A 20,204-nucleotide genomic window follows, 5' to 3' on the forward strand; every position below is an offset into this window, starting at 1 on the left:
TCACTCCCTTGTTATGAATGTCACGGGCAAAGCACAAAGCCCATTGCAAAAGAATGGGCTCTTAACGCTTGCACTTTGGTCAGATCAAGAAGCATGCTCCTGTTGCATACTGTCACTAAATGCCTGACAGCCTTTTTTCAATAAAATGAAGGCTAGTACACAAGAGATCGTCCCGACAATCGACAGTGACATCCCGACCATCAATGGATTTTCAAAGATTTTATCGGTAATCAATGCCACCAATGTGGTCCCAATCCCGACCGCAACCAGATTACTAATCAACAAGAAAACTGCTGAAATCTGTGCACGTAACTGATTCGGCGCCAGCATTTGCATAGCGGTGGTTGAGATCGGCATCGGGAAGGAAGCAAAGAACATCGCAGGCACCAAAAACACCACCGACAACCACAACTCATTCACTTGCGTAAACACCATCATCGGGATAATTAAACCGACAATACCAATCACGCCCGTAATCATCGGGGCATCCTTACGGCCCTTCTGAATAAACCAGTCATTCAACCAACCCGCACAGAATACGCCTAGAATATTGGCAACCAATAGCACACTGCCCAGCATATAACCCGCTTCAGTCGGCGTTAAACCAAACTTACGCATATAAAATGCGGGGGACCAACTGATCAGGCAATACAGCGCCATCGCGTAGAAGGTAAAGCCTAAATAATGACATTTAAAAGTACGGCCATGCTTTTTGATAAACTTAAACGCATCTTTCATGCTGGTCTTTTCAACCTGCCCCTGTGCATTTAAACGTTGGCCTTTACGCTGCGGCTCTCTTACCGTCAATAAAACCAGTAAACCGATAAATACCCCAGGTAGACCAACAATAATAAATGCAGCTTGCCATGCCTTGAGTGCACCAAAAACTGGAACCATGATGGTATCCATATTTTTCAGTAAACCAATCACATACCCCCCCACCAGAAAGGCAATACCGCCACCAACGAAGGAACCTATCGAATACACCGCCACAGCGCGCCCAAGCTTATCTTTACTAAACATATCACTAAACATCGAATAAGCAGCAGGTGACAAAGCAGCTTCGCCCACACCAACGCCCATACGACTCAAAAACAGTTGAATAAAGTTTTTACTTAGACCACAAAATGCCGTTGCAATACTCCAGAACACCACCCCGATGGCAATAATTTTTGGACGGGAGAAACGATCAGCTAAATATGCCAAGGGTAGACCCATAAAAGCATAAAACAGAGAAAAGGCTAAACCGTGTAATAAACTGAATTGAGTATCTGAAATTCCTAGATCAGCCTTAATGGGCTCGATCATCAGCGCCAGTATTTGCCGATCAATAAATGAGAAGATATAAGCCAACATGCACAGTAATACCACATACCATGCATAGAGATTTGATTGAGCTTGTTTCGGCTCAGTAGATTGCGTATCCATTTTGCTTCCTTGTCCATGCCATTTTTCTAATGCGTCTTCTTATTGGAGACAATATGACCAGAATCCGTTTCTGCTCAGTCCTCAATAAGGTAAATCATCCTTCTCTATATTTATTATTTTTACATGGAATTTTCCACAATATTTCAGGTATAAAGTTATACCTTTTTTGCGATCTTCGCGACTTAAACGTTTGGATAAATGATTAAAGACTCACTTTTATGATTTAAATATTTGATATGATAAACTTTTTAAAATATTGCATCAAAGTTTCCTGAATCGTGAAAAATACTGATGCTTATTTTATTTTAAAACTATATTGAATTTTACATTTATTTTTGGTTTAAAATAAAGTGAGATACTCAATTTTCAATGGAAATGAATATGGCACTTATCAAAGAACAAGCAATCGAAAGCATTCATAGTATGCACGTCTTGATTGAAAAAATTTTTAATGGAAAACATGCTGAACAAGACCTTCCCCTGCTGATTGATTATTTTGCTGATCATTTTGAAATGGTTGGTGCGGCGGGAAAACGGTTTTCACTTGAAGATGTCAAAGGCTTATTTAGCAACAATCAAGGGAAAATGCCTGATATCAAAATTGAAATCTATGACGAGCAAGTCTTAATGCAAAAACAAGATGCAATTGTTCTGACCTATACCGAAAAGCATACCAAAGACACGGGTATTTTGATTCGACGCTCATGCGCTTTAATTGAAGAAATTAACGGAAAAATGGTCTGGAGCTATTTGCAAGAAACATTTTTAGCCTAAATAAATCATGTAAAAATTCTTGTAAAAACAAGAGTTTTTACATACCAAACAGATCCAAAATCGACTTTAACAATTCTCTCCCTCAGATTTAACGCTTAGCTTAAAACCAATGAATCAGGTACGCAGCAAATGCTACTCTGCCCTGATACCCTGACTTCGATATCTGGATAATTATTAAAGTACAAGTATTTACATGAACCATAAATACTTATGCCCTTGTTTCGCTAAAATCAGAACTGAAAAAGTTATGTCGCTGATTTCTCTCATCGGAAATATAGCTTCTTCCAAAGTATGATATTGACTCACTCACTTGATTGAGCAAAATCGACTGGGCGACTCAATAAAGAAATACAGGATAAATCGTTTTATGGAAAAACCTATCGAATGCCCTAAATGTGGTTCGACTGAAATTGAAGCACGTAATCATGACAAATTATTGAGAACTACGGGCGGTGTATTACTAACGGCCGCAGGTACGACTGCAGGTACAGTCGGTGGTGCTGCAGGTGGTGCATCCATCGGTGCAGCAATTGGTACGGTTGCTGGACCTTTAGGTGTGATTGTCGGTGGTACGGTAGGCACTTTTGTCGGTGCAATCAGTGCAGGTGTTACGGGTGGCGTTATTGGTAATATTTTTGGAAAAAAAGCGGGTGTGATGGTCGATAAGAATATTTTTCAGGATTACCGTTGCTTAAAGTGCAAATATCGTTTTAAACAAAAGAAATAAGACCTCATTTATTCCAAATCAATTGGGGGACAGATTTTTTAAAATCAGTTCTCCAAATACTTCCCGTTTTAATCCCCTGCTTAGTAACCCCTATCTGCAGTTTTCTGCATCAATTTTATGTCTAAAGATAGTTGATCTATATTTTTCAAACGAAAAAAATCTCAAACTCTTGGGGAAGAGAATGAGATTACGATATAGACATTCCACAGAGAAGCTTATCGCGAATATGTTATTTATATCACAATAATATTAATTAATGATTAATTAATCACAAAAACAATACATAACGGTCTATCTAAGCTTTGCTGTGATCAGGTTCAAAAGAAAAAATAATTCAAGTTGTTGAGTTGCCATTTTACTCTCGCATTGGTGTTTCATAGGTCGTTTGAGCGATAGGTGATACACGCCAAATCACATCACCCACATCATCAGCCACTAAAAGTGCACCAGAAAAATCAATCGCAACGCCGACTGGTCTTCCATATGCCTCACCTTTGTCATTTAAGAAGCCAGTCAATACATCTTGTGGTTGTCCATACGGCTGACCACTTCTAAACGGGACAAAAATTACTTTATAACCACTATGCGGTTTACGATTCCATGAGCCATGCTGACCAATAAATGCCCCACCGCGATATTGTGGCATTAATTCCGTCGCATAAAAGGCCAACCCTAAAGATGCAGTATGATTTCCCAAAGCATAATCAGGTTTACGTGCACGAGCCACCATCTCTGGATTTTGTGGTTTTACCCGAGTATCGACGTGCTGACCATAATAGCTATAGGGCCAACCATAAAATGCACCATCTTTAACCGAGGTCATATAATCAGGAACTAAATCATTGCCCAGTTCATCACGCTCATTCACCACGGTCCATAACTGACCACCCTGCGGCTGCCATCCCATTCCATTCGGATTACGCAGCCCTGTTGCAAATGGTCTTGCTTTGCCAGTGGCAATATCAAACTCTAAAATCTGTGCTCGACCAACTTCCTTGTCCAACCCATTTTCAGCCACATTGCTGTTCGATCCAACCGAGATATATAGTTTGGTACCCGCTGGATTCGCAATCACATTCTTTGTCCAATGATGATTGAGTTTCCCTGCGGGTAAATCCAGCACCTTGGTACCTGATGTCATAATCTTTGTTGCACCATCCTGATAAGGAAACCGTATCAAGGCATCGGTATTGGCTACATAGAACATATTGCCAACCAAAGCCATACCAAACGGCGAATTTAAGTTTTCAAGAAAAACCGTATTTTTATCGGCAATACCATCACCATTGGTATCACGTAGCAAACGGATACGGTTCGCGCTAGGAAATGAAGAACCCGCACGTTGCATTACCTTCTTCGCGATTTTTCCACGAATCCCTCTACTATCATCGGGCTTAGGCGGTGCATCTGTTTCAGCAACCAACACATCACCATTTGGTAATACATAGAGCCACCTTGGATGATCAAGCCCCTGTGCAAAGGGCTGAACTTTTAAACCTTCTGCTGGCGTAGGCATCATACCTTTCGGCCAGCCTTTGGCAGGTGCTATATTAATTGTTGGCAATACACTTGACTGTGGTTTAGGCAATACGGGTTGTGAGCCATAACCGGCCATGGTTGGCTCCTGAGATGATGCAGTACACCCTGAAAAAGTCAAAACAACACTTGAAGCTAAAATAGAGTGGATAAACCGAGCCAGCATGATGGATCTCCTTTTATTTTTATCACTAGCACAAGGATAATCCGATGTATGATTGAGAAATAGTTGATTTGCTTAACAGATTGTCTCTCATGTAAATCAATCGCTTTAAAATAGCCCTGCTCACGCGCCTATTGCCCCCATAAAGGAAAACTGTATCAATATTATTTTAAGACCACTGCAATATTCAGAAATTGATCTGATCTGGCAACAGATTAGTCGACGTGAGCTGATCACACAAAACTACATAAGACAGTCTTTGCAATTAGAAGACTGCTTCTATGACGTACAGCAATGGGACGATTACCATCTACAATATGATCCCCCAAAACTAAAACAGCTTTATCAGCACAAGGCTGAAATGATTGGAGCTTTCAGCTCTAAGGGGAAATTACTTGGCGTATCGGTCGTATCCAATCAATTGATTCATGATTATCCAGACGCTAAACTTTTGCATTATTTTTATGTCGATGCAGACCATCAAGGTCAAGGAATCGGTGCAAAGTTAATGCAAACTGCAATAACTTCTGCACGTAAGCTCGGAGCTAAATATCTCTATATTTCAGCGACACCGAGCAAAAGAACCGTCGATTTTTATATGAAACATGGTGCTAAGCTACTTGATCATCCAGACCAACAGCTATGGCAATTAGAGCCTGAAGATATCCATCTGCTATGTGAATTGTAATTTCTTAAGCGTCGATCATAGAGATATCTATTTATCGACGCTTGTCATTCACTTAAGTCTTCAACGCGCGTGCTTCAGCAATATTATGCTGCTCCACCAAAGTGCGAATGGTATATTCATGATTGGTTTTCTGATCGCATGCAAATTCACATTTCTGATCCAACGGTAGCACACTCCCCCCAAGTAGTGGACAGCCTGCAAACAACTCCGCCACCCAATCAACAAAGACTCTAACTTTGTGGGATAAATGCCGACTTTGCAAATACACCACCGAAATTGGCATCGGTGCAGGTGTCCATTGTGGTAAGACTTCTTTTAGAGTTCCCGCTTCAAAATGATTGGTCAGCATATAGCGTGGACCTTGGATCAGGCCAAAACCTTGTAAAGCCAAATCAATATAGGCATCACCATCATTGACAGAAACATGCCCATTGACACTGACACTTTGGATCAGGTCATCGACCACAAAATCCCAGTCAAAATTGCGCCCTGTACGGCTGGAAAAGAAATGAATAGCCTGATGGTTTTTTTGCAGATCATGTAATGTCTTAGGTTCGCCATATTTTTCCAAATAGCACGCTGATGCTGCTGTTGCGCACTGAAATGTACCGATACGGCGTGCGATTAAACTGGAATCTTGTAGCTCTCCCACCCGAATTGCACAGTCTACAGCTTCACCCACCAAATCGACTGGGCGATCATTCAAGCCAATCACCAGATCAATATCAGGATAACGATGATGAAACTCTCTCAATCGTGGAATTAGAATCAAGCGACCAATCGAGACAGGTACATCAATACGCAACCGTCCCCGCGGTCCTCGTTCCTCATCATGGAAGGATGCCTCTATATCTTCAACATCGGCCAGAATTCTTAATGTTCGGTCATAATACACAGCACCATCTGGTGTTAGGCTGAGCTTACGTGTGGTTCGATTCAATAAACGAACTTGTAAATGTTTTTCTAATCCTTGAATGGTCGTGGTCACAGAAGCACGTGGTAGTCCCAGACTATCGGCAGCCAAACTAAAGCTATTAGTTTCAACCACTTTATTAAAGACTTTCATTGCATGAAATAGATCCACTGGCCCACTCCCATTGATGTATTTTCAAGTTTCACACATCAATTGTTATAAAAATACGAATAGTGTTATCAAATTTAGTATATTTATTCGTAATTGACAAACTTTTATGCTCCTTTCATTCCATAAACCTGTTTCTCCCCTACAGACGAAAACAAAAAGTCTGAAAACAGGGATTCAAATAACCAGGAGCATCCCATGTCACTTTCTCGCAAACAGCTGACGCTGTCTGCTGTCATTATTGCCATTTTAGCAAGCAGTGGCAGTTTTATTCTCTTCCAAGAAAATGCAGATGCGAAAGCCCCCCCAACATCAAGTGCACCACCAGCGGCAACCGTAGATGTTGCGAATGTACTCAGTAAAACCATTACCGACTGGCAAGAATATTCGGGACGTCTCGAAGCCATCGATCAAGTTGATGTTCGTCCACAAGTCTCAGGCAAACTGATTGCCGTGCATTTTAAAGATGGCAGTTTAGTTAACAAAGGCGACTTACTGTTCACCATTGACCCAAGGCCTTTTGAAGCAGAACTAAATCGTGCCAAAGCTCAACTGGCATCTGCTGAAGCACAAGTGACGTACTCTTCAGCTAACCTAGGCCGTAACCAGCGCTTAATCCAAAGTAATGCGATTGCCCATCAAGAACTTGATCAAGCAGAAAATGAAGCACGCTCCGCCAATGCCAATTTGCAGGCTGCCAAAGCCGCAGTCGAAACCGCTCGTTTAAATCTGGAATATACCCGTATTACCGCACCTGTCAGTGGACGTATTTCTCGTGCCGAAGTCACGGTTGGAAATGTGGTTTCCGCAGGCAATGGCGCACAAGTCCTCACCAGTTTGGTTTCGGTGTCACGTCTGTATGCATCTTTCGATGTGGATGAACAGACTTATTTAAAATACATCAGCAATCAACGTAATTCAGCCCAAGTCCCCGTTTATCTTGGTCTTGCCAATGAATCTGGTTTTAGCCGTGAAGGTTATATCAGTTCGATCGACAATAATTTAAATACCACATCAGGCACCATTCGTGTTCGTGCCACCTTCGATAATCCTAAAGGTGTGATGCTTCCTGGACTGTATGCCCGCATTCGTCTGGGCGGTGGACAACCTCGCTCAGCCATTCTGATTAGCCCAACTGCGATTGGTGTCGATCAGGACAAACGCTTTGTGGTGGTGGTCGATGCGAAAAATCAAACTGCATACCGTGAAGTAAAACTCGGCGCGCAACAAGACGGCCTACAAATCATCAATAGTGGTCTGCAAGTCGGTGACCGCATCGTAGTGAATGGTTTACAACGTATCCGTCCGGGTGATCCTGTCAAACCTCAACTCGTTGCTATGCCGAATCCTCAAACCATTGCCGATAACACAGCACAACAACCTCAGCCTACAGAAAAAACCCCAACTTCGGCAAAAGGTTAATCCTCATGAATATTTCTAAATTTTTTATTGATCGCCCGATCTTTGCTGGGGTACTGTCCGTTCTGATTCTACTGGCGGGCCTACTCTCCCTTTTCCAACTGCCCATTTCTGAATATCCAGAAGTGGTGCCACCCTCTGTCGTAGTGCGTGCCCAATATCCGGGTGCCAACCCTAAAGTGATTGCTGAAACGGTTGCTTCTCCGTTGGAGGAATCCATCAACGGCGTAGAGAACATGCTGTATATGCAGTCTCAGGCCAACAGCGATGGTAACCTAACCATTACTGTCAATTTCAAGCTTGGGATTGACCCAGATAAAGCGCAGCAACTGGTACAGAATCGGGTTTCACAAGCACTTCCACGTTTGCCAGAAGATGTACAACGTCTTGGTGTGACCACGTTAAAAAGCTCGCCAACCTTAACCATGGTGGTGCATCTCACCTCACCAGATAATCGCTATGACATGACCTACTTGCGTAACTATGCGGTACTCAATGTCAAAGATCGTCTGGCGCGCCTACAGGGTGTAGGTGAAGTCGGTCTGTTTGGTTCGGGTGATTACGCCATGCGCGTATGGTTAGACCCACAAAAAGTGGCGCAACGCAATCTCACCGCCACTGAAATCGTCAATGCAATTCGTGAACAGAATATTCAAGTTGCCGCAGGAACTATTGGTGCAGCGCCCAATAATTCACCTTTACAACTCTCGGTGAATGCACAAGGGCGTTTAAGTACCGAACAGGAATTTGCCGATATTATTTTAAAAACGGCTACGGATGGTGCAGTAACGCGACTCGGTGATGTGGCACGTGTTGAACTGGCCGCTTCGCAATATGGTTTACGTTCATTACTGGACAATAAACAGGCGGTGGCGATTCCAATTTTCCAAGCGCCAGGTGCCAATGCCTTACAGGTCTCGGATCAAGTGCGTAGCACCATGGCGGAACTGTCCAAAGATTTTCCAGCCTCAATTAAATACGACATTGTTTACGACCCAACCCAATTCGTACGCTCAAGTATCAAAGCGGTGATTCATACCCTGCTTGAAGCGATTGCACTGGTGGTTGTGGTGGTGATCCTGTTCTTACAAACATGGCGTGCCTCAATCATTCCGTTACTGGCAGTACCTGTTTCCATCATTGGTACCTTCGCCTTGATGCTGGCCTTTGGTTATTCCATCAATGCCCTGTCACTGTTCGGGATGGTGCTCGCCATCGGGATCGTGGTCGATGATGCCATCGTGGTGGTGGAGAATGTCGAGCGGAATATTGAAGCAGGACTCAGTCCAAGGGATGCCACCTATCGTGCCATGCGCGAAGTCAGTGGCCCCATTATCGCCATCGCGTTAACTCTGGTTGCCGTGTTCGTTCCTCTGGCCTTTATGACAGGATTAACAGGGCAATTCTATAAGCAATTTGCCATGACCATTGCCATCTCCACCGTGATTTCGGCATTCAACTCACTTACCCTGTCACCTGCTTTGGCAGCCATGCTGCTAAAAAGTCATGATGCCAAACCTGACTTCCTAACCCGCGTGATGAACCGTATTTTCGGACGCTTCTTTGCCTTGTTTAACCGCGTATTCTCACGTGCCTCTGATCAGTATGGTCGTGGTGTTAGTCGGGTGATTTCCCATAAAGCCTCAGCGATGGGTGTTTATGCAGCCCTGCTTGGCCTGACCATCGGGATTTCTTATATTGTTCCGGGTGGCTTTGTCCCTGCGCAAGATAAGCAATATCTGATTAGCTTTGCCCAATTACCGAATGGTGCCTCACTGGATCGAACCGAAACCGTGATTCGTAAAATGAGCGATGCGGCACTGAAACAACCCGGCGTAGAAAGTGCAGTGGCCTTCCCTGGTTTATCGATTAATGGCTTTACTAACAGCTCCAGCGCAGGGATTGTGTTTGTGACCTTAAAACCATTTTCTGAACGTAAAGCAGCCGATCTTTCAGCCAATGCTATTGCTGGTGCTTTGAATCAGAAATACGCCGCGATTCAAGATGCATATATTGCAGTATTTCCGCCACCACCCGTAATGGGTCTCGGCACCATGGGCGGCTTTAAACTGCAGCTCGAAGATCGTGGTGCTTTAGGCTATGCCGAGTTAAATAACGCAGCGCAATCCTTTATGAAGGCGGCACAATCTGCACCTGAATTGGGGCCCATGTTCTCCAGTTATCAAATCAATGTGCCGCAATTGAATGTTGATCTGGATCGGGTCAAAGCCAAGCAACAAGGCGTTGCCGTGACCGATGTATTTAATACCATGCAGATTTATCTCGGTTCACAATACGTGAATGACTTTAACCGCTTTGGTCGTGTCTATCAGGTGCGTGCTCAAGCCGATGCGCCGTTCCGTGCCAATCCTGAAGATATTTTACAGCTTAAAACCCGTAACAATGCAGGGCAAATGGTACCGCTGTCTTCACTGGTCAATGTGACTCAAACCTATGGCCCAGAAATGGTGGTGCGCTATAACGGTTATACCGCAGCCGATATTAACGGTGGACCTGCACCGGGTTATTCATCCAGCCAAGCCGAAGCTGCGGTTGAGCGCATTGCCGCTGAAACCTTGCCACGTGGGGTGAAATTTGAATGGACCGATCTGACCTATCAGAAGATCTTGGCAGGTAATGCTGGATTGTGGGTATTCCCAATCAGTGTGTTGTTAGTGTTCTTAGTCTTGGCGGCGCAATATGAAAGCCTGACCTTGCCATTGGCTGTGATTCTGATTGTCCCAATGGGTATTTTAGCTGCACTAACTGGGGTTTGGCTCACAGGCGGTGATAACAATATCTTTACCCAAATCGGCTTAATGGTGTTGGTCGGGCTGGCCTGTAAGAATGCCATCTTGATCGTGGAATTTGCCCGAGAACTGGAAATGCAAGGAGCGACCGCATTCAATGCTGCGGTTGAAGCCAGCCGTTTACGTTTGCGTCCGATTCTGATGACTTCAATCGCCTTCATTATGGGTGTGGTTCCACTGGTCACATCAACTGGTGCGGGTGCTGAAATGCGTCATGCCATGGGCGTTGCGGTGTTCTTTGGCATGATCGGAGTGACCTTCTTTGGTTTGTTCCTGACACCTGCCTTTTATGTATTGATTCGTACCCTGAACAGCAAACATAAACTGCATTCGGCAGCTGTGCATGAAGCACCACTGCACAGTTCACACGATCATTAAGGAGCAGGCCATGACAGGATTAAAACCACACTGGATACTCTCCTCACTGATGGGAAGCCTGCTGCTTGCAGGCTGCTCATTGGCACCGGAATATCAGCCTGCCAAGGTGGTTATTCCACTGCAATTCAAGGAAGCTGATGCTAAGTTGAACGATCCCAACTGGACCATCGCGCAACCTGCAGATGCGCAGTCTCGCGGTGAATGGTGGCGTATTTTTAATGATCCACAACTGGATGATCTAGAACAACAGGCAATTGCAGGGAACCAGAATCTAAAAGCAGCAGCAGCCAATATTCAGGCTTCTCGTGCCTTAAGGTCTGCTGCACAAGCTGAACGTTTACCTAGTATTGGTGCAGGTTTTGGGCCAACCCGTCAAAAGCCCTCACCTGCTTCTTTAGGGCTTGATTCGGATGCATCCACATCGGCACGTACACTGTGGCGAGCACAAGCCAATGTCTCCTATGAACTGGATCTATTTGGACGGGTTGCCAGCAGTATCAATGCAGCAACCGCAGATGTACAGCAACAGGAAGCCTTGTATCATTCTGCACTGTTAGCACTACAAGCAGATGTAGCGCAGGCGTACTTTCTGATTCGTCAATTCGATGCTGAACAAGCCATCTATACGCAAAACATTAAGTTACTAACTGAGAATCAAAATTTGATTCAAGCACGTTATCGCAATGGCCTTGTCAGTGATCTGGATGTTTTTCGCGCACAAACCGAACTCTCAACTGCCCAGACAAATGCACTCAACATTACACGGAATCGTGCCAATACCGAACATGCACTGGCAGTATTACTCGGTAAACCCCCTGCTGAATTTAGCTTAGCGATTCAACCCTTATCTGCTACGGCAATTCGCCTGCCTGCGGGTTTACCTTCGACCTTGCTGGAACGTCGTCCTGATATCGCTGCCGCCGAACGCGCTATGGCCGCCGATAATGCACGCATCGGTATTGCACGTGCTGCCTTTTTTCCAAAACTTGATCTCACTGGTGCGTTGGGTTACGAATCTGCAAGTTTAGGCGATTTAGGCAAATGGTCTAGTCGGACCTTTTTACTCGGCCCCGTTGCAGGCACAATTTTGTCTTTACCGTTATTTGACGGTGGGCAACGTAAGGCGGGTATCGCTCAAGCGCGTGCAGGCTACGAGCAAAGTGTCGCCAATTATCGGCAAACGGTACTGAATGCTTTTCGTGAAGTTGAAAATGGTCTGTCTGATCAGCGTATTCTGGATCAGCAAATACAGGCTCAGAGCCAAGCACTGGCTTCATCCCGACATGCTAATCAGCTTTCACATTTGCGTTATCGTGAAGGCAGCATTAGTTATCTGGATGTGATTGATTCTGACCGAAGTATCTTGCAACAAGAGCAATTGGCTGCACAGCTTCATGGTAGTCGGATGATTGCCAGTGTGGATCTGATTCGTGCTTTAGGTGGTGGTTGGCATACTGGGCAAGTGGAGTTGGTAAGGCAATAAAGTAGATTTAAAATAGACTTAGTTAGTGCAATCAATTAAAGCCTCATCATGTATGGGGCTTTTTTAAACTTAAAATTAAATCTTGTTCATTTATTATCTTTCATCATTGTCAGGATGACTGATTCTATCCCATGTTTTTCCATCAAACCGAATCAAGTACTTATAGCTAAGTACCCACAGAATCCCATCTTTTTCCTCAACAGAAATGACACCTTGTACATCACTCAATTCAGAAACGATGGAATATTCTGAATTCTTATATCTGTATAACCCTTGTTCTGAAGCTATATATATAACATCTTGATAAAAAGCTGCATTATAAAAAGTCGAATTTATACTTCTATTTTTTAGACTTTTAAATCCATCATCTATATTCCCTTTCAGAAGTGTACCATCTTGCCCAGTAATTAAAATATTTTTCCCATCTGGACATAACGTAATCCCATACAATGCCGATGTCGCAATTCGATTAATCTCTATCCAATTATTACCATTAAAGAAGGCCATAAACCCATCTTCTTTTTGTGTCCCACATACATATAAAGCATTGTTATTAAATCCATTTATATCATAGAAACATTTATTAAAAGCTAAGTCATTTTCATATTTTAAAAAGGATAAATCTTGATTTTTCAATTCAATAGGGTCTTCTTCCAATCCCATTCCAATAGATTTCCATTCATTCTGGTTATTCTTATAAACTTGACTTCCATCTCCACAAGCATAAAGATCACCATTAATTACACGGACATGATTAAATTTCCCATAAATTTTTTCCTCTAATTTATATCTAATCTCTTGATGTTCATTATTATTTTGTTGAAATATCCCAACATCCCCCTCTTGATCAAGCGATATAATGGAAGGCTCACCCTCTCTACTTTGGTAAGCAACTGAAATAACTTTCCATCCTTCCAAATCCAAACATGACCAGTTTTGCTGTTCTAAATGTTTATAAATTATTGTTTTACTAAAGCAATCCCATGTATCCAATTCATCAATATTTGCTGATAAACAGAATCTATGGGCACTAATAGCGCATCCTGAAGTAAATGTAATAGGATTTTTCATATATTTGATCTAATAAATATAACCATTACTCACCATCGAATTGCCAATATACTTCGCCCCAATCAGTGACTAACTGAGGAAAAGAATCACCTTGTCTAAAATAATCTCTTGAATTAGGTTTCGCAACCGTATACCAGTATCCTGACTTAGGACATTTTTCATTAGCACTGACAGTTAAAGATATTTTCTGGTATTCTTTATTATCAGGATGATCAAGAATCTTCCAAGAAACCCCATCATATCTGCCCACAAGTTTATTCGTAAAAATCCATAAAATATTTTCAGTACAATCTACTTTAAATACAAGATTACTATCAACTTCCTCATGAACATTAACTTTTGTAATTTCATTTTCATAAAATTTATATAGACCACATGCTGAACCGATATAAACCACTCCATTAAATTCAGTTAAAGAATAGAAATCATCTTTTATACCTAAGTTTGTTTTCCGAACAAAATCAGTATTATCATTAATTTCTATTAAATTCCCATATGTTCCGCATACAATTAATTTACCATCTTTTTTCAAAAGAATTGAATATAGTGTAGCAGGTGTAACTTTTTTCAATATATTCCATTGATTACCATCATAATTAGCAATTAGCCCATTATCTCCAATACCACCTACACAGAAATAATTACTATCCACCTCACATATATCAATAACAGAAATATCATCTTCACGATCAAGCGAATCAAAATTTAACGCCTGATTATCATTAATATTTAAACCACTTGAGATGTCAGACCACTTAAAATCATTAACATAAACCTGACCATCATATCCACAAGCAAATAACTTGCTATTTTGAAATTTTATTTTAGAGAGATAACCACGATCGTTACTCCACTCTTGATTTAAACCAGCGCCATCTATATGTTTAAATTTACTATTTTCACCATCAAACTCCTCAATCTCACCTTCATCACTTAATGCAACTAACTTTTTATTATTTTCAACATTATAGAAACATACATCCACTACAATAAAATTAACATCATGATAATACCATCCTTGCCCATTATCTTCAGTATAATCGTACATAAACAATCGACTAAATTGCTGATTATCATCAAATTTATCCAATGAGCTCGATACATATACCATATCATCTGAGATAGCACATGCTGCGTTGAAAGTTACAGATGATATCTGCGTCATAGTTTTTTCCCATCTTGTTTTGTATTGGAATCTGGTTTAAAAATATTTGAGTCTATTGACATTTTTCCAGTTGCGTCAGCTGTAACTTTAAAAATCATGCTCTATATCATTTTTAAAAATATAAAATGACATAAAAAAAGCCCTTACGGGCTTTAATCATCTTTTCCTAAACCTTGCTCGTCCACAAACTGACCAATATCTAGCATCATTCTTGGCGTATCAAGAGAGGCTAACAATTGTAGATGTGAAATAATGGGTAGCTTGCGTACATTCTCTAGTTTAGCTTCCCCACCTAAAATCAAAGCGGGTTCAAAACCAAACACTTCATTCGGTTTTAGTACGCCATACTTTTTCACAGCCCGATCAAATAAAGGCTTATTCTTATAGTCTTTAAAATCAAATGTCTTCTTCGTCGGGGTTGAAATATAGTTACGTAGTATAAAGTCTTCCTCACCCTGTTCCATTTTTTCCATATTTGGAAAAATTTGCGAAGTGACCGAAGAAATTTTTAAACAGCGACCATGTATCGTCCCCCAGATAATAAGATCACCAAATGCACTACGACCAAAAACAAAATATTCTTCATGTGGAGGTAACTCTATATGCTCTAACCAAGCATCTAATACATCTTGATAGTCTTCTGGGTTAACCAACCAGAACAATCCATTCCCCCAACCAGAAAAACCAAAAGCTTTCCAATATTCAAGCAGTTGATTTGGTAGTTTGCCTTGATACTTTTTAAGAGTTTCTTCTGGTACGGACTCTACACAAACTGGCGGTCCAAAACCTTCATCATGATAAAAAATTTCAAAATTTTCATCCATTATAAACTCACTCATTTCTTACACCTTTCCAGTTTTGCATTCATTCCTGTCGAACTTCTTTCACTTACAGGAACTTTTGCTGCCGCTTCATCTAATGTTTGAACCCTGGTTTTCCATTGACTACCAATAGAAGAATTGACATTCTTTAGCCCGATTGCTTTAGTATCCACTTTATTTGCCCCACCCACGATCTGATCTGGGTTATGTAAGGCAGCCATTTCATTCATAATTCGACCAGACTTATCTTGGGCCATTTTCTTTGCTTCCCTAGCACCAACGCCCTGTTTCTCATACTCTTTCTTATATTTCTCTGTTAAACTTTCTCCATATTCTTCTCTAGCTGTAGCTGCTGGTACACCACCTCCACGACCCTCTGTATCAAAAGCTTTTCGCCCTTGTATATAGTCCTCTACACTCATCTCATTGAGACCTTTTTGCTGATTTGCCAACTGCCAATCAGTCTCTTTATTTAAGTATTCTTCAACCGCTAAACTGTTACTGTCCTTCGGATAGTTTTCTTTAATCATCTTATCCGCATTTTTTCTTGCAGAAGATGTATTAACAGGATTAAAGCATTTTACCTTTGTCTCAGGCATCTTCTTGGTAATCGGCTCTTTTACTTTTGGCTGATGAACATTTTCAGGTGTTTTAGTGCCTGATGCACTTTTATTAGATGCGGCTGCTGTATGTACCACATTCGCTTTAGTTGTTTGCGGGAAAGAAGGCCTAACCGTTTGTGTTGGTGTAGGAACAGGTTTTACCTTGGTTCCAACTGTAGCATAAGCAGGTTCATACTTGACCGATTGCTTTAATAAGTCCTGTAAATGTTCGTCAAACTCTTTAAAGCCCTGTTTAATTTTGATCGCTGATTTCTGAATCATTGAAATTAAAACCGCTTCAAATCGCTCCATTCTTAAGTAAATAGATTTGGCCCATCCTAAGCCCATCCAATTGATCTTTGCGCCGTAACTCAACAATGACTTAACACGTTTGACCAAACCAAGTAATTGATTAAGTATCGAGGTAATAATATTCGTAACAGCGCTAGCGTAATCTGAGTACTTTATCTTCTTCAATGTTGGAACTACATTGCCCTTCATAAAGCCATTGAGCTTAGAAATAATAGTTGCTAAATGAGGCGTTCTTTTAATAAGAAAAAGTCCTACACACTTAACAACATTTCCAATTTCGCTTCCGATAGCCCCACCAAGAACACCACCAGCTCCTGCACCTGGAGCGGCACCAACGCCTCCAAAAAATGCTCCTCCAGCACCGCCTGTTGCAGCACCTGTCGCGGCAGTCGCACCAACTAAAACAAACGGTAGCAAATAAACAGCTAAAAGCATCCACTCCTGTACTTCATCTTGTTTCTTTGGATCATTTAGCATCCTCATGATAACCGCGATCGCATCTCGGGCACTAAATACAAGAACCGTCCCGGGAACAAAACCTGCGAGCATTTCAGTTACAATGACAGAAACAGGACGTTCATCTGTATTGAACTCACCATAAATGAAACTTTTAACCCAACTTTGAGCGCCATCCAACGACTTACCATATTCTGCGATAAGTTCATTCAGCTCCTTCTCTACCCATTGTGCGGTTTGATTAAAATTGGATTGCAAACCATTGATAGATTGATTAAAGCTTCTCTGAAGCTGATTTTGATAACCACTAAGTGTCTGTAACATATCCATAATTATTCTTCTGATTGATCGTCTACAAGTGGAAGTACAAAAATTTCAGTTTTAAATAAGTTATCTAACTCTTGCTCAAACTTCATTTCTAATGCTGACTCCAATGGATTTCTGTCATCACCATATTCGATAACAGCACGTCCATTTTTTTGATCAGCGTAAAATGCCATACCATTTGAATCCGTTTTACCTTGTTGTGTAGTTCCATCAGGCAAATGAATTGTATAAGGGATGTTAGGGCTAGGTGTCCCATCTGCATATACCTTTCTAAATTCAAGCAGATTCTTAGGCATTGAAAGAGCTGGAAAAATTGGCAAATTCTGTTTTACTGTACCTCCACCCATAAACAAATGCTGCCCCGCTTTCACCTCAAACTTGCCACCCGTGGTCGGAAAAATCCCTGAACCATTCAGCTTGAGTTGCGAACTCTGTGCGGTAAATACAATTTCCTTAGGACTGGTAATTTCAATACGGTCTTCGGTCGAAATAATTTGAATCCCTTGCTTGGCAAGTAAATCCATTCCATCCGACTGGGCATGTACCTCAAACTTACCTTTAGCAGCCACCTGCTTAATCCCATTCTGCGCAGCAAACAGGCTGATCCTGTTCTGGACATGGGCAACCAGATTCTTTTGCGTACTCAGATTAATACTATCACCCGCAATCTGATTAATTTGCCCATCTGCTGAGAGATGAATATCTTCATTGGTACTTAGACCTATCCCCGCAGGTGAATTTAACAGCAATAAAGCTTTTTCGAATTTTGCGATCTTGTCCTGAATCTGATCAGCAAACGCTTTTAACTGATCAAGTGATTCAATTTCATCGGTTTGCTGGTTCTTGGCAACTTCACTTAATGCTTTGGCATTGCTTTGGTTGCCTTCGAGCTGCTGCTTGGCAGGCTGTGCATCCAGATGCTCACCCTGTGCCTGATCCTGCTTTTGTGTGCTAACAAGTAAGCCTTGCCCTGCACGCACAGCTCCCCATTGATCAGTACGCAGTTCAAAGCCTTCTCCACGGTCTTCACTTTCAGCCTTGTCTTTGGGATTACTCAGTTTACCCAAGTTCAACTGACTGGCAGCATGACTACTTTGTAGTTGCGCGCTGATCTGACCCGTGGTGTCATCAAACCGCAGTTGGTTAAAGCCTTCGCCTTGGTATTCTTTGGACTTGATCCCTGCCAATTTCTTGGTATCAGGCAGCTTACCTGTATGATCGAATTTAGTTGGACTGCGTTGGGCTTCATGAATCCGTCCGACCACATAAGGACGATCAATATTGCCATCAAAGAAGTTGATCACCACGATCTCACCAATTCTTGGTAAGAAACGTGCACCGTAGCCTTCACCTGCCCACGGCGTTAATACATCCACCCATGCAGAATCGGTATCATTGTCATTGGCACCTGCACCACCATCATGACTGTGATCATCGGCTCGGGTAAACAGGAATCGAACTTTAATCCGTCCCCATTCATCCACATGAATTTCCTCACCGCTTGGCCCTACGACTTTAGCGCGTTGTGGATGGGTTGCAGGTCGATGCTGTAACGGGTTGTACTCAGGAACTAGACTAATATTACGTCGTTGCAATATCAGTTGATTCGCTTGACGTTCATCAGATGCAGCATGCTGAAAAGAACTACTTTGCCAATGACTTTGTTGTAGCAAAGCCATCACTTGATCATTTAAATCTTTAGGTAAGTTATTTTGGTTATAAAAGCTTTTTGAGCTGATCAAGAATTCTTTATCTGCACCATCATGTTGATCAATTTCTGGATGTTCATTCAGTTCAAACCAGTAGCCGACATGTGTATCGCGTACTGTAGATGTCGCAACAAATTGCTTAGCCTGCGAATCATAATATTGGCTTAAATTCTGATTCAGTTTCTCAATTTGAGCATTACCTGCTTTGGTCGTACCATCCTCACCGTTTAAATCTTGAATCCATGCAGGTGAAAAATGCCATGCCTGCTCTAAAGCAAGTTGTTGGTTATCGTGCTGATCACTATGGCTATGTTTACTTTGAACACTACCTGCACCTTCATCTTGTTCTAAAGCATCAGCTTGCCAACGTTGCACGTGTACCGCACTCGGTTGTAGTGAGCGCTGTGCCACAAATGCGGTGATGCTATCCTGTGTTTCAGTGGCACTACTGCGATGAAAGCGAATGTTACGACGGTCTAAGGCTTTATATTGATTATTGTCATCGATTAATCGGAGTTTCTGTGGCTGGATGTGTTCGCTTGAACTGGATACCTTCAGTTGTGCTTCATCAATCAGCCAGTTAATCCCCTCACTTCGCAGCAAACGCGTCAGAAAATCATAATCTGTTTCATTGCCCTGCATGATAAATGGGCGAATATCATATTGTTTGCTTAAGCCGGTTAAATCCAAGCTTAAACTAGCAGCAAATAATGGACTTTTGCTCTGCCATTCTTGAAAAATGGTCTGAATCACATCGACCACTGATTTCGCCATAAAAACACGGCTATTACGACGATGTTTCCATAATGCTGTCGGGTCTTGTACACCAAGTCGATAAATCGTCAGTGAACCATCACTTGCACCAATATCAGCTTGAGTAATAATACCTGTAATACGTGTAAGTTCAGCTTTATCGGTCACAATATCAATCGCAACCTGACTACCGATAAAACTTTTTAAAGGGATAACTGCATTGGTCGAAAGGCAAAGTAACTGTAGATCAATACCATGATTCAGCTGATGTAGACCATCAATACGTTGCAAGAAAACTTGGCTATTCAAAGATGAATTTGAAAACTGAGCATGAATAGCACGTTTCTGTGCTGTAAGCCCCAAACCCTCTAAAGCTTGAAATATATTATTCGACATCTTTTTATAGATTATCTGCTTAAATTTAGCGAATTTTAATCAAAATATAGATTTCATGTCCATACAGAACCGTCTATTTATGACAATTTACGTCACATTTTTGTT

At 41.9% G+C, this 20,204-nt stretch carries 14 protein-coding genes; 6 read left to right on the plus strand and 8 right to left on the minus strand.

Annotated elements, in window-relative coordinates:
- Window positions 1-84 precede the first annotated feature (84 nt).
- Window positions 85-1,428 (minus strand): spinster family MFS transporter, encoded by a 1,344-nt coding sequence (locus tag FPL17_RS09075; RefSeq protein ID WP_159884635.1) that lies wholly within the window; start codon window positions 1,426-1,428, stop codon window positions 85-87.
- Between the two features lie 381 nt (window positions 1,429-1,809).
- On the opposite strand from FPL17_RS09075, the gene FPL17_RS09080 reads away from it, so the two are divergent.
- Together FPL17_RS09080 and FPL17_RS09085 are read left to right on the plus strand one after the other, a co-directional pair.
- Window positions 1,810-2,202, plus strand: a complete 393-nt coding sequence (locus FPL17_RS09080) for a DUF4440 domain-containing protein (protein ID WP_159884637.1) — start codon at window positions 1,810-1,812, stop codon at window positions 2,200-2,202.
- Window positions 2,203-2,569: 367 nt separating this feature from the next.
- Entirely contained in the window at window positions 2,570-2,929 is a 360-nt protein-coding gene (locus tag FPL17_RS09085) for a hypothetical protein (RefSeq protein ID WP_005190609.1), read from the plus strand.
- 355 nt (window positions 2,930-3,284) lie between these two features.
- Here the strand turns inward: FPL17_RS09085 and FPL17_RS09090 are convergent, their stop codons facing one another.
- The gene (locus tag FPL17_RS09090) at window positions 3,285-4,631 is read right to left on the minus strand and encodes a PQQ-dependent sugar dehydrogenase (protein WP_159884639.1); all 1,347 of its coding nucleotides are present in this window, start codon (window positions 4,629-4,631) and stop codon (window positions 3,285-3,287) included.
- A gap of 160 nt (window positions 4,632-4,791) precedes the next feature.
- Here FPL17_RS09090 and FPL17_RS09095 point away from each other — a divergent pair, with 160 nt between their 5' ends.
- The gene (locus FPL17_RS09095; protein ID WP_151714889.1) at window positions 4,792-5,316 is read left to right on the plus strand and encodes a GNAT family N-acetyltransferase; all 525 of its coding nucleotides are present in this window, start codon (window positions 4,792-4,794) and stop codon (window positions 5,314-5,316) included.
- Window positions 5,317-5,368: 52 nt separating this feature from the next.
- On the opposite strand, the gene FPL17_RS09100 is transcribed toward FPL17_RS09095, so the two are convergent.
- Window positions 5,369-6,400 carry a LysR family transcriptional regulator gene (locus FPL17_RS09100; protein ID WP_005190617.1) on the minus strand — a complete coding sequence of 344 codons (1,032 nt, stop codon included), beginning with the start codon at window positions 6,398-6,400 and terminating at the stop codon, window positions 5,369-5,371.
- A 195-nt stretch (window positions 6,401-6,595) separates the two neighbouring features.
- Between FPL17_RS09100 and FPL17_RS09105 the strand changes: the two genes are divergently transcribed.
- Genes FPL17_RS09105 through FPL17_RS09115 form a run of 3 tightly spaced genes read left to right on the plus strand, consistent with a single transcriptional unit; the run spans window position 6,596 to window position 12,487 of the window.
- A complete protein-coding gene (locus FPL17_RS09105) occupies window positions 6,596-7,819 on the plus strand; it encodes an efflux RND transporter periplasmic adaptor subunit (RefSeq protein ID WP_159884641.1) in 1,224 nt (407 codons plus the stop codon).
- 5 nt (window positions 7,820-7,824) lie between these two features.
- Window positions 7,825-11,004 carry a multidrug efflux RND transporter permease subunit AdeG gene (adeG, locus tag FPL17_RS09110; RefSeq protein WP_159884644.1) on the plus strand — a complete coding sequence of 1,060 codons (3,180 nt, stop codon included), beginning with the start codon at window positions 7,825-7,827 and terminating at the stop codon, window positions 11,002-11,004.
- Between the two features lie 10 nt (window positions 11,005-11,014).
- The gene (locus tag FPL17_RS09115; RefSeq protein WP_159884646.1) at window positions 11,015-12,487 is read left to right on the plus strand and encodes an efflux transporter outer membrane subunit; all 1,473 of its coding nucleotides are present in this window, start codon (window positions 11,015-11,017) and stop codon (window positions 12,485-12,487) included.
- A gap of 93 nt (window positions 12,488-12,580) precedes the next feature.
- Here the strand turns inward: FPL17_RS09115 and FPL17_RS09120 are convergent, their stop codons facing one another.
- The 5 genes from FPL17_RS09120 to FPL17_RS09140 form a co-directional block, all read right to left on the minus strand.
- The gene (locus FPL17_RS09120; RefSeq protein ID WP_159884648.1) at window positions 12,581-13,558 is read right to left on the minus strand and encodes a hypothetical protein; all 978 of its coding nucleotides are present in this window, start codon (window positions 13,556-13,558) and stop codon (window positions 12,581-12,583) included.
- A gap of 25 nt (window positions 13,559-13,583) precedes the next feature.
- The gene (locus FPL17_RS09125) at window positions 13,584-14,723 is read right to left on the minus strand and encodes a hypothetical protein (RefSeq protein ID WP_228277600.1); all 1,140 of its coding nucleotides are present in this window, start codon (window positions 14,721-14,723) and stop codon (window positions 13,584-13,586) included.
- Window positions 14,724-14,875: 152 nt separating this feature from the next.
- Window positions 14,876-15,562: a GAD-like domain-containing protein gene (locus tag FPL17_RS09130; RefSeq protein WP_159884650.1), complete on the minus strand. Its 687-nt coding sequence runs from the start codon at window positions 15,560-15,562 to the stop codon at window positions 14,876-14,878.
- Window positions 15,559-17,244, minus strand: coding sequence for a polymorphic toxin type 15 domain-containing protein (locus tag FPL17_RS09135; protein WP_159884652.1), 1,686 nt, complete (start codon window positions 17,242-17,244; stop codon window positions 15,559-15,561). The genes FPL17_RS09130 and FPL17_RS09135 overlap by 4 nt, the downstream gene beginning before the upstream one ends.
- A 2-nt stretch (window positions 17,245-17,246) precedes the next feature.
- Window positions 17,247-20,099 (minus strand): type VI secretion system Vgr family protein, encoded by a 2,853-nt coding sequence (locus FPL17_RS09140; RefSeq protein WP_159884654.1) that lies wholly within the window; start codon window positions 20,097-20,099, stop codon window positions 17,247-17,249.
- Window positions 20,100-20,204 lie beyond the last annotated feature (105 nt).

The organism is Acinetobacter dispersus (assembly GCF_009884975.1).
GTDB lineage: Bacteria > Pseudomonadota > Gammaproteobacteria > Pseudomonadales > Moraxellaceae > Acinetobacter > Acinetobacter dispersus.

Excerpts from the sequence above, each read along its gene's own strand:
- FPL17_RS09140 (WP_159884654.1), bottom strand. The coding sequence starts at position 20,099 with ATGTCGAATAATATATTTCAAGCTTTAGAGGGTTTGGGGCTTACAGCA.
- FPL17_RS09085 (WP_005190609.1), top strand. The coding sequence starts at position 2,570 with ATGGAAAAACCTATCGAATGCCCTAAATGTGGTTCGACTGAAATTGAA.
- FPL17_RS09135 (WP_159884652.1), bottom strand. The coding sequence starts at position 17,244 with ATGGATATGTTACAGACACTTAGTGGTTATCAAAATCAGCTTCAGAGA.
- FPL17_RS09075 (WP_159884635.1), bottom strand. The coding sequence starts at position 1,428 with ATGGATACGCAATCTACTGAGCCGAAACAAGCTCAATCAAATCTCTAT.
- FPL17_RS09115 (WP_159884646.1), top strand. The coding sequence starts at position 11,015 with ATGACAGGATTAAAACCACACTGGATACTCTCCTCACTGATGGGAAGC.
- FPL17_RS09080 (WP_159884637.1), top strand. The coding sequence starts at position 1,810 with ATGGCACTTATCAAAGAACAAGCAATCGAAAGCATTCATAGTATGCAC.
- FPL17_RS09125 (WP_228277600.1), bottom strand. The coding sequence starts at position 14,723 with ATGACGCAGATATCATCTGTAACTTTCAACGCAGCATGTGCTATCTCA.
- FPL17_RS09105 (WP_159884641.1), top strand. The coding sequence starts at position 6,596 with ATGTCACTTTCTCGCAAACAGCTGACGCTGTCTGCTGTCATTATTGCC.
- adeG (WP_159884644.1), top strand. The coding sequence starts at position 7,825 with ATGAATATTTCTAAATTTTTTATTGATCGCCCGATCTTTGCTGGGGTA.
- FPL17_RS09120 (WP_159884648.1), bottom strand. The coding sequence starts at position 13,558 with ATGAAAAATCCTATTACATTTACTTCAGGATGCGCTATTAGTGCCCAT.
- FPL17_RS09130 (WP_159884650.1), bottom strand. The coding sequence starts at position 15,562 with ATGAGTGAGTTTATAATGGATGAAAATTTTGAAATTTTTTATCATGAT.
- FPL17_RS09090 (WP_159884639.1), bottom strand. The coding sequence starts at position 4,631 with ATGCTGGCTCGGTTTATCCACTCTATTTTAGCTTCAAGTGTTGTTTTG.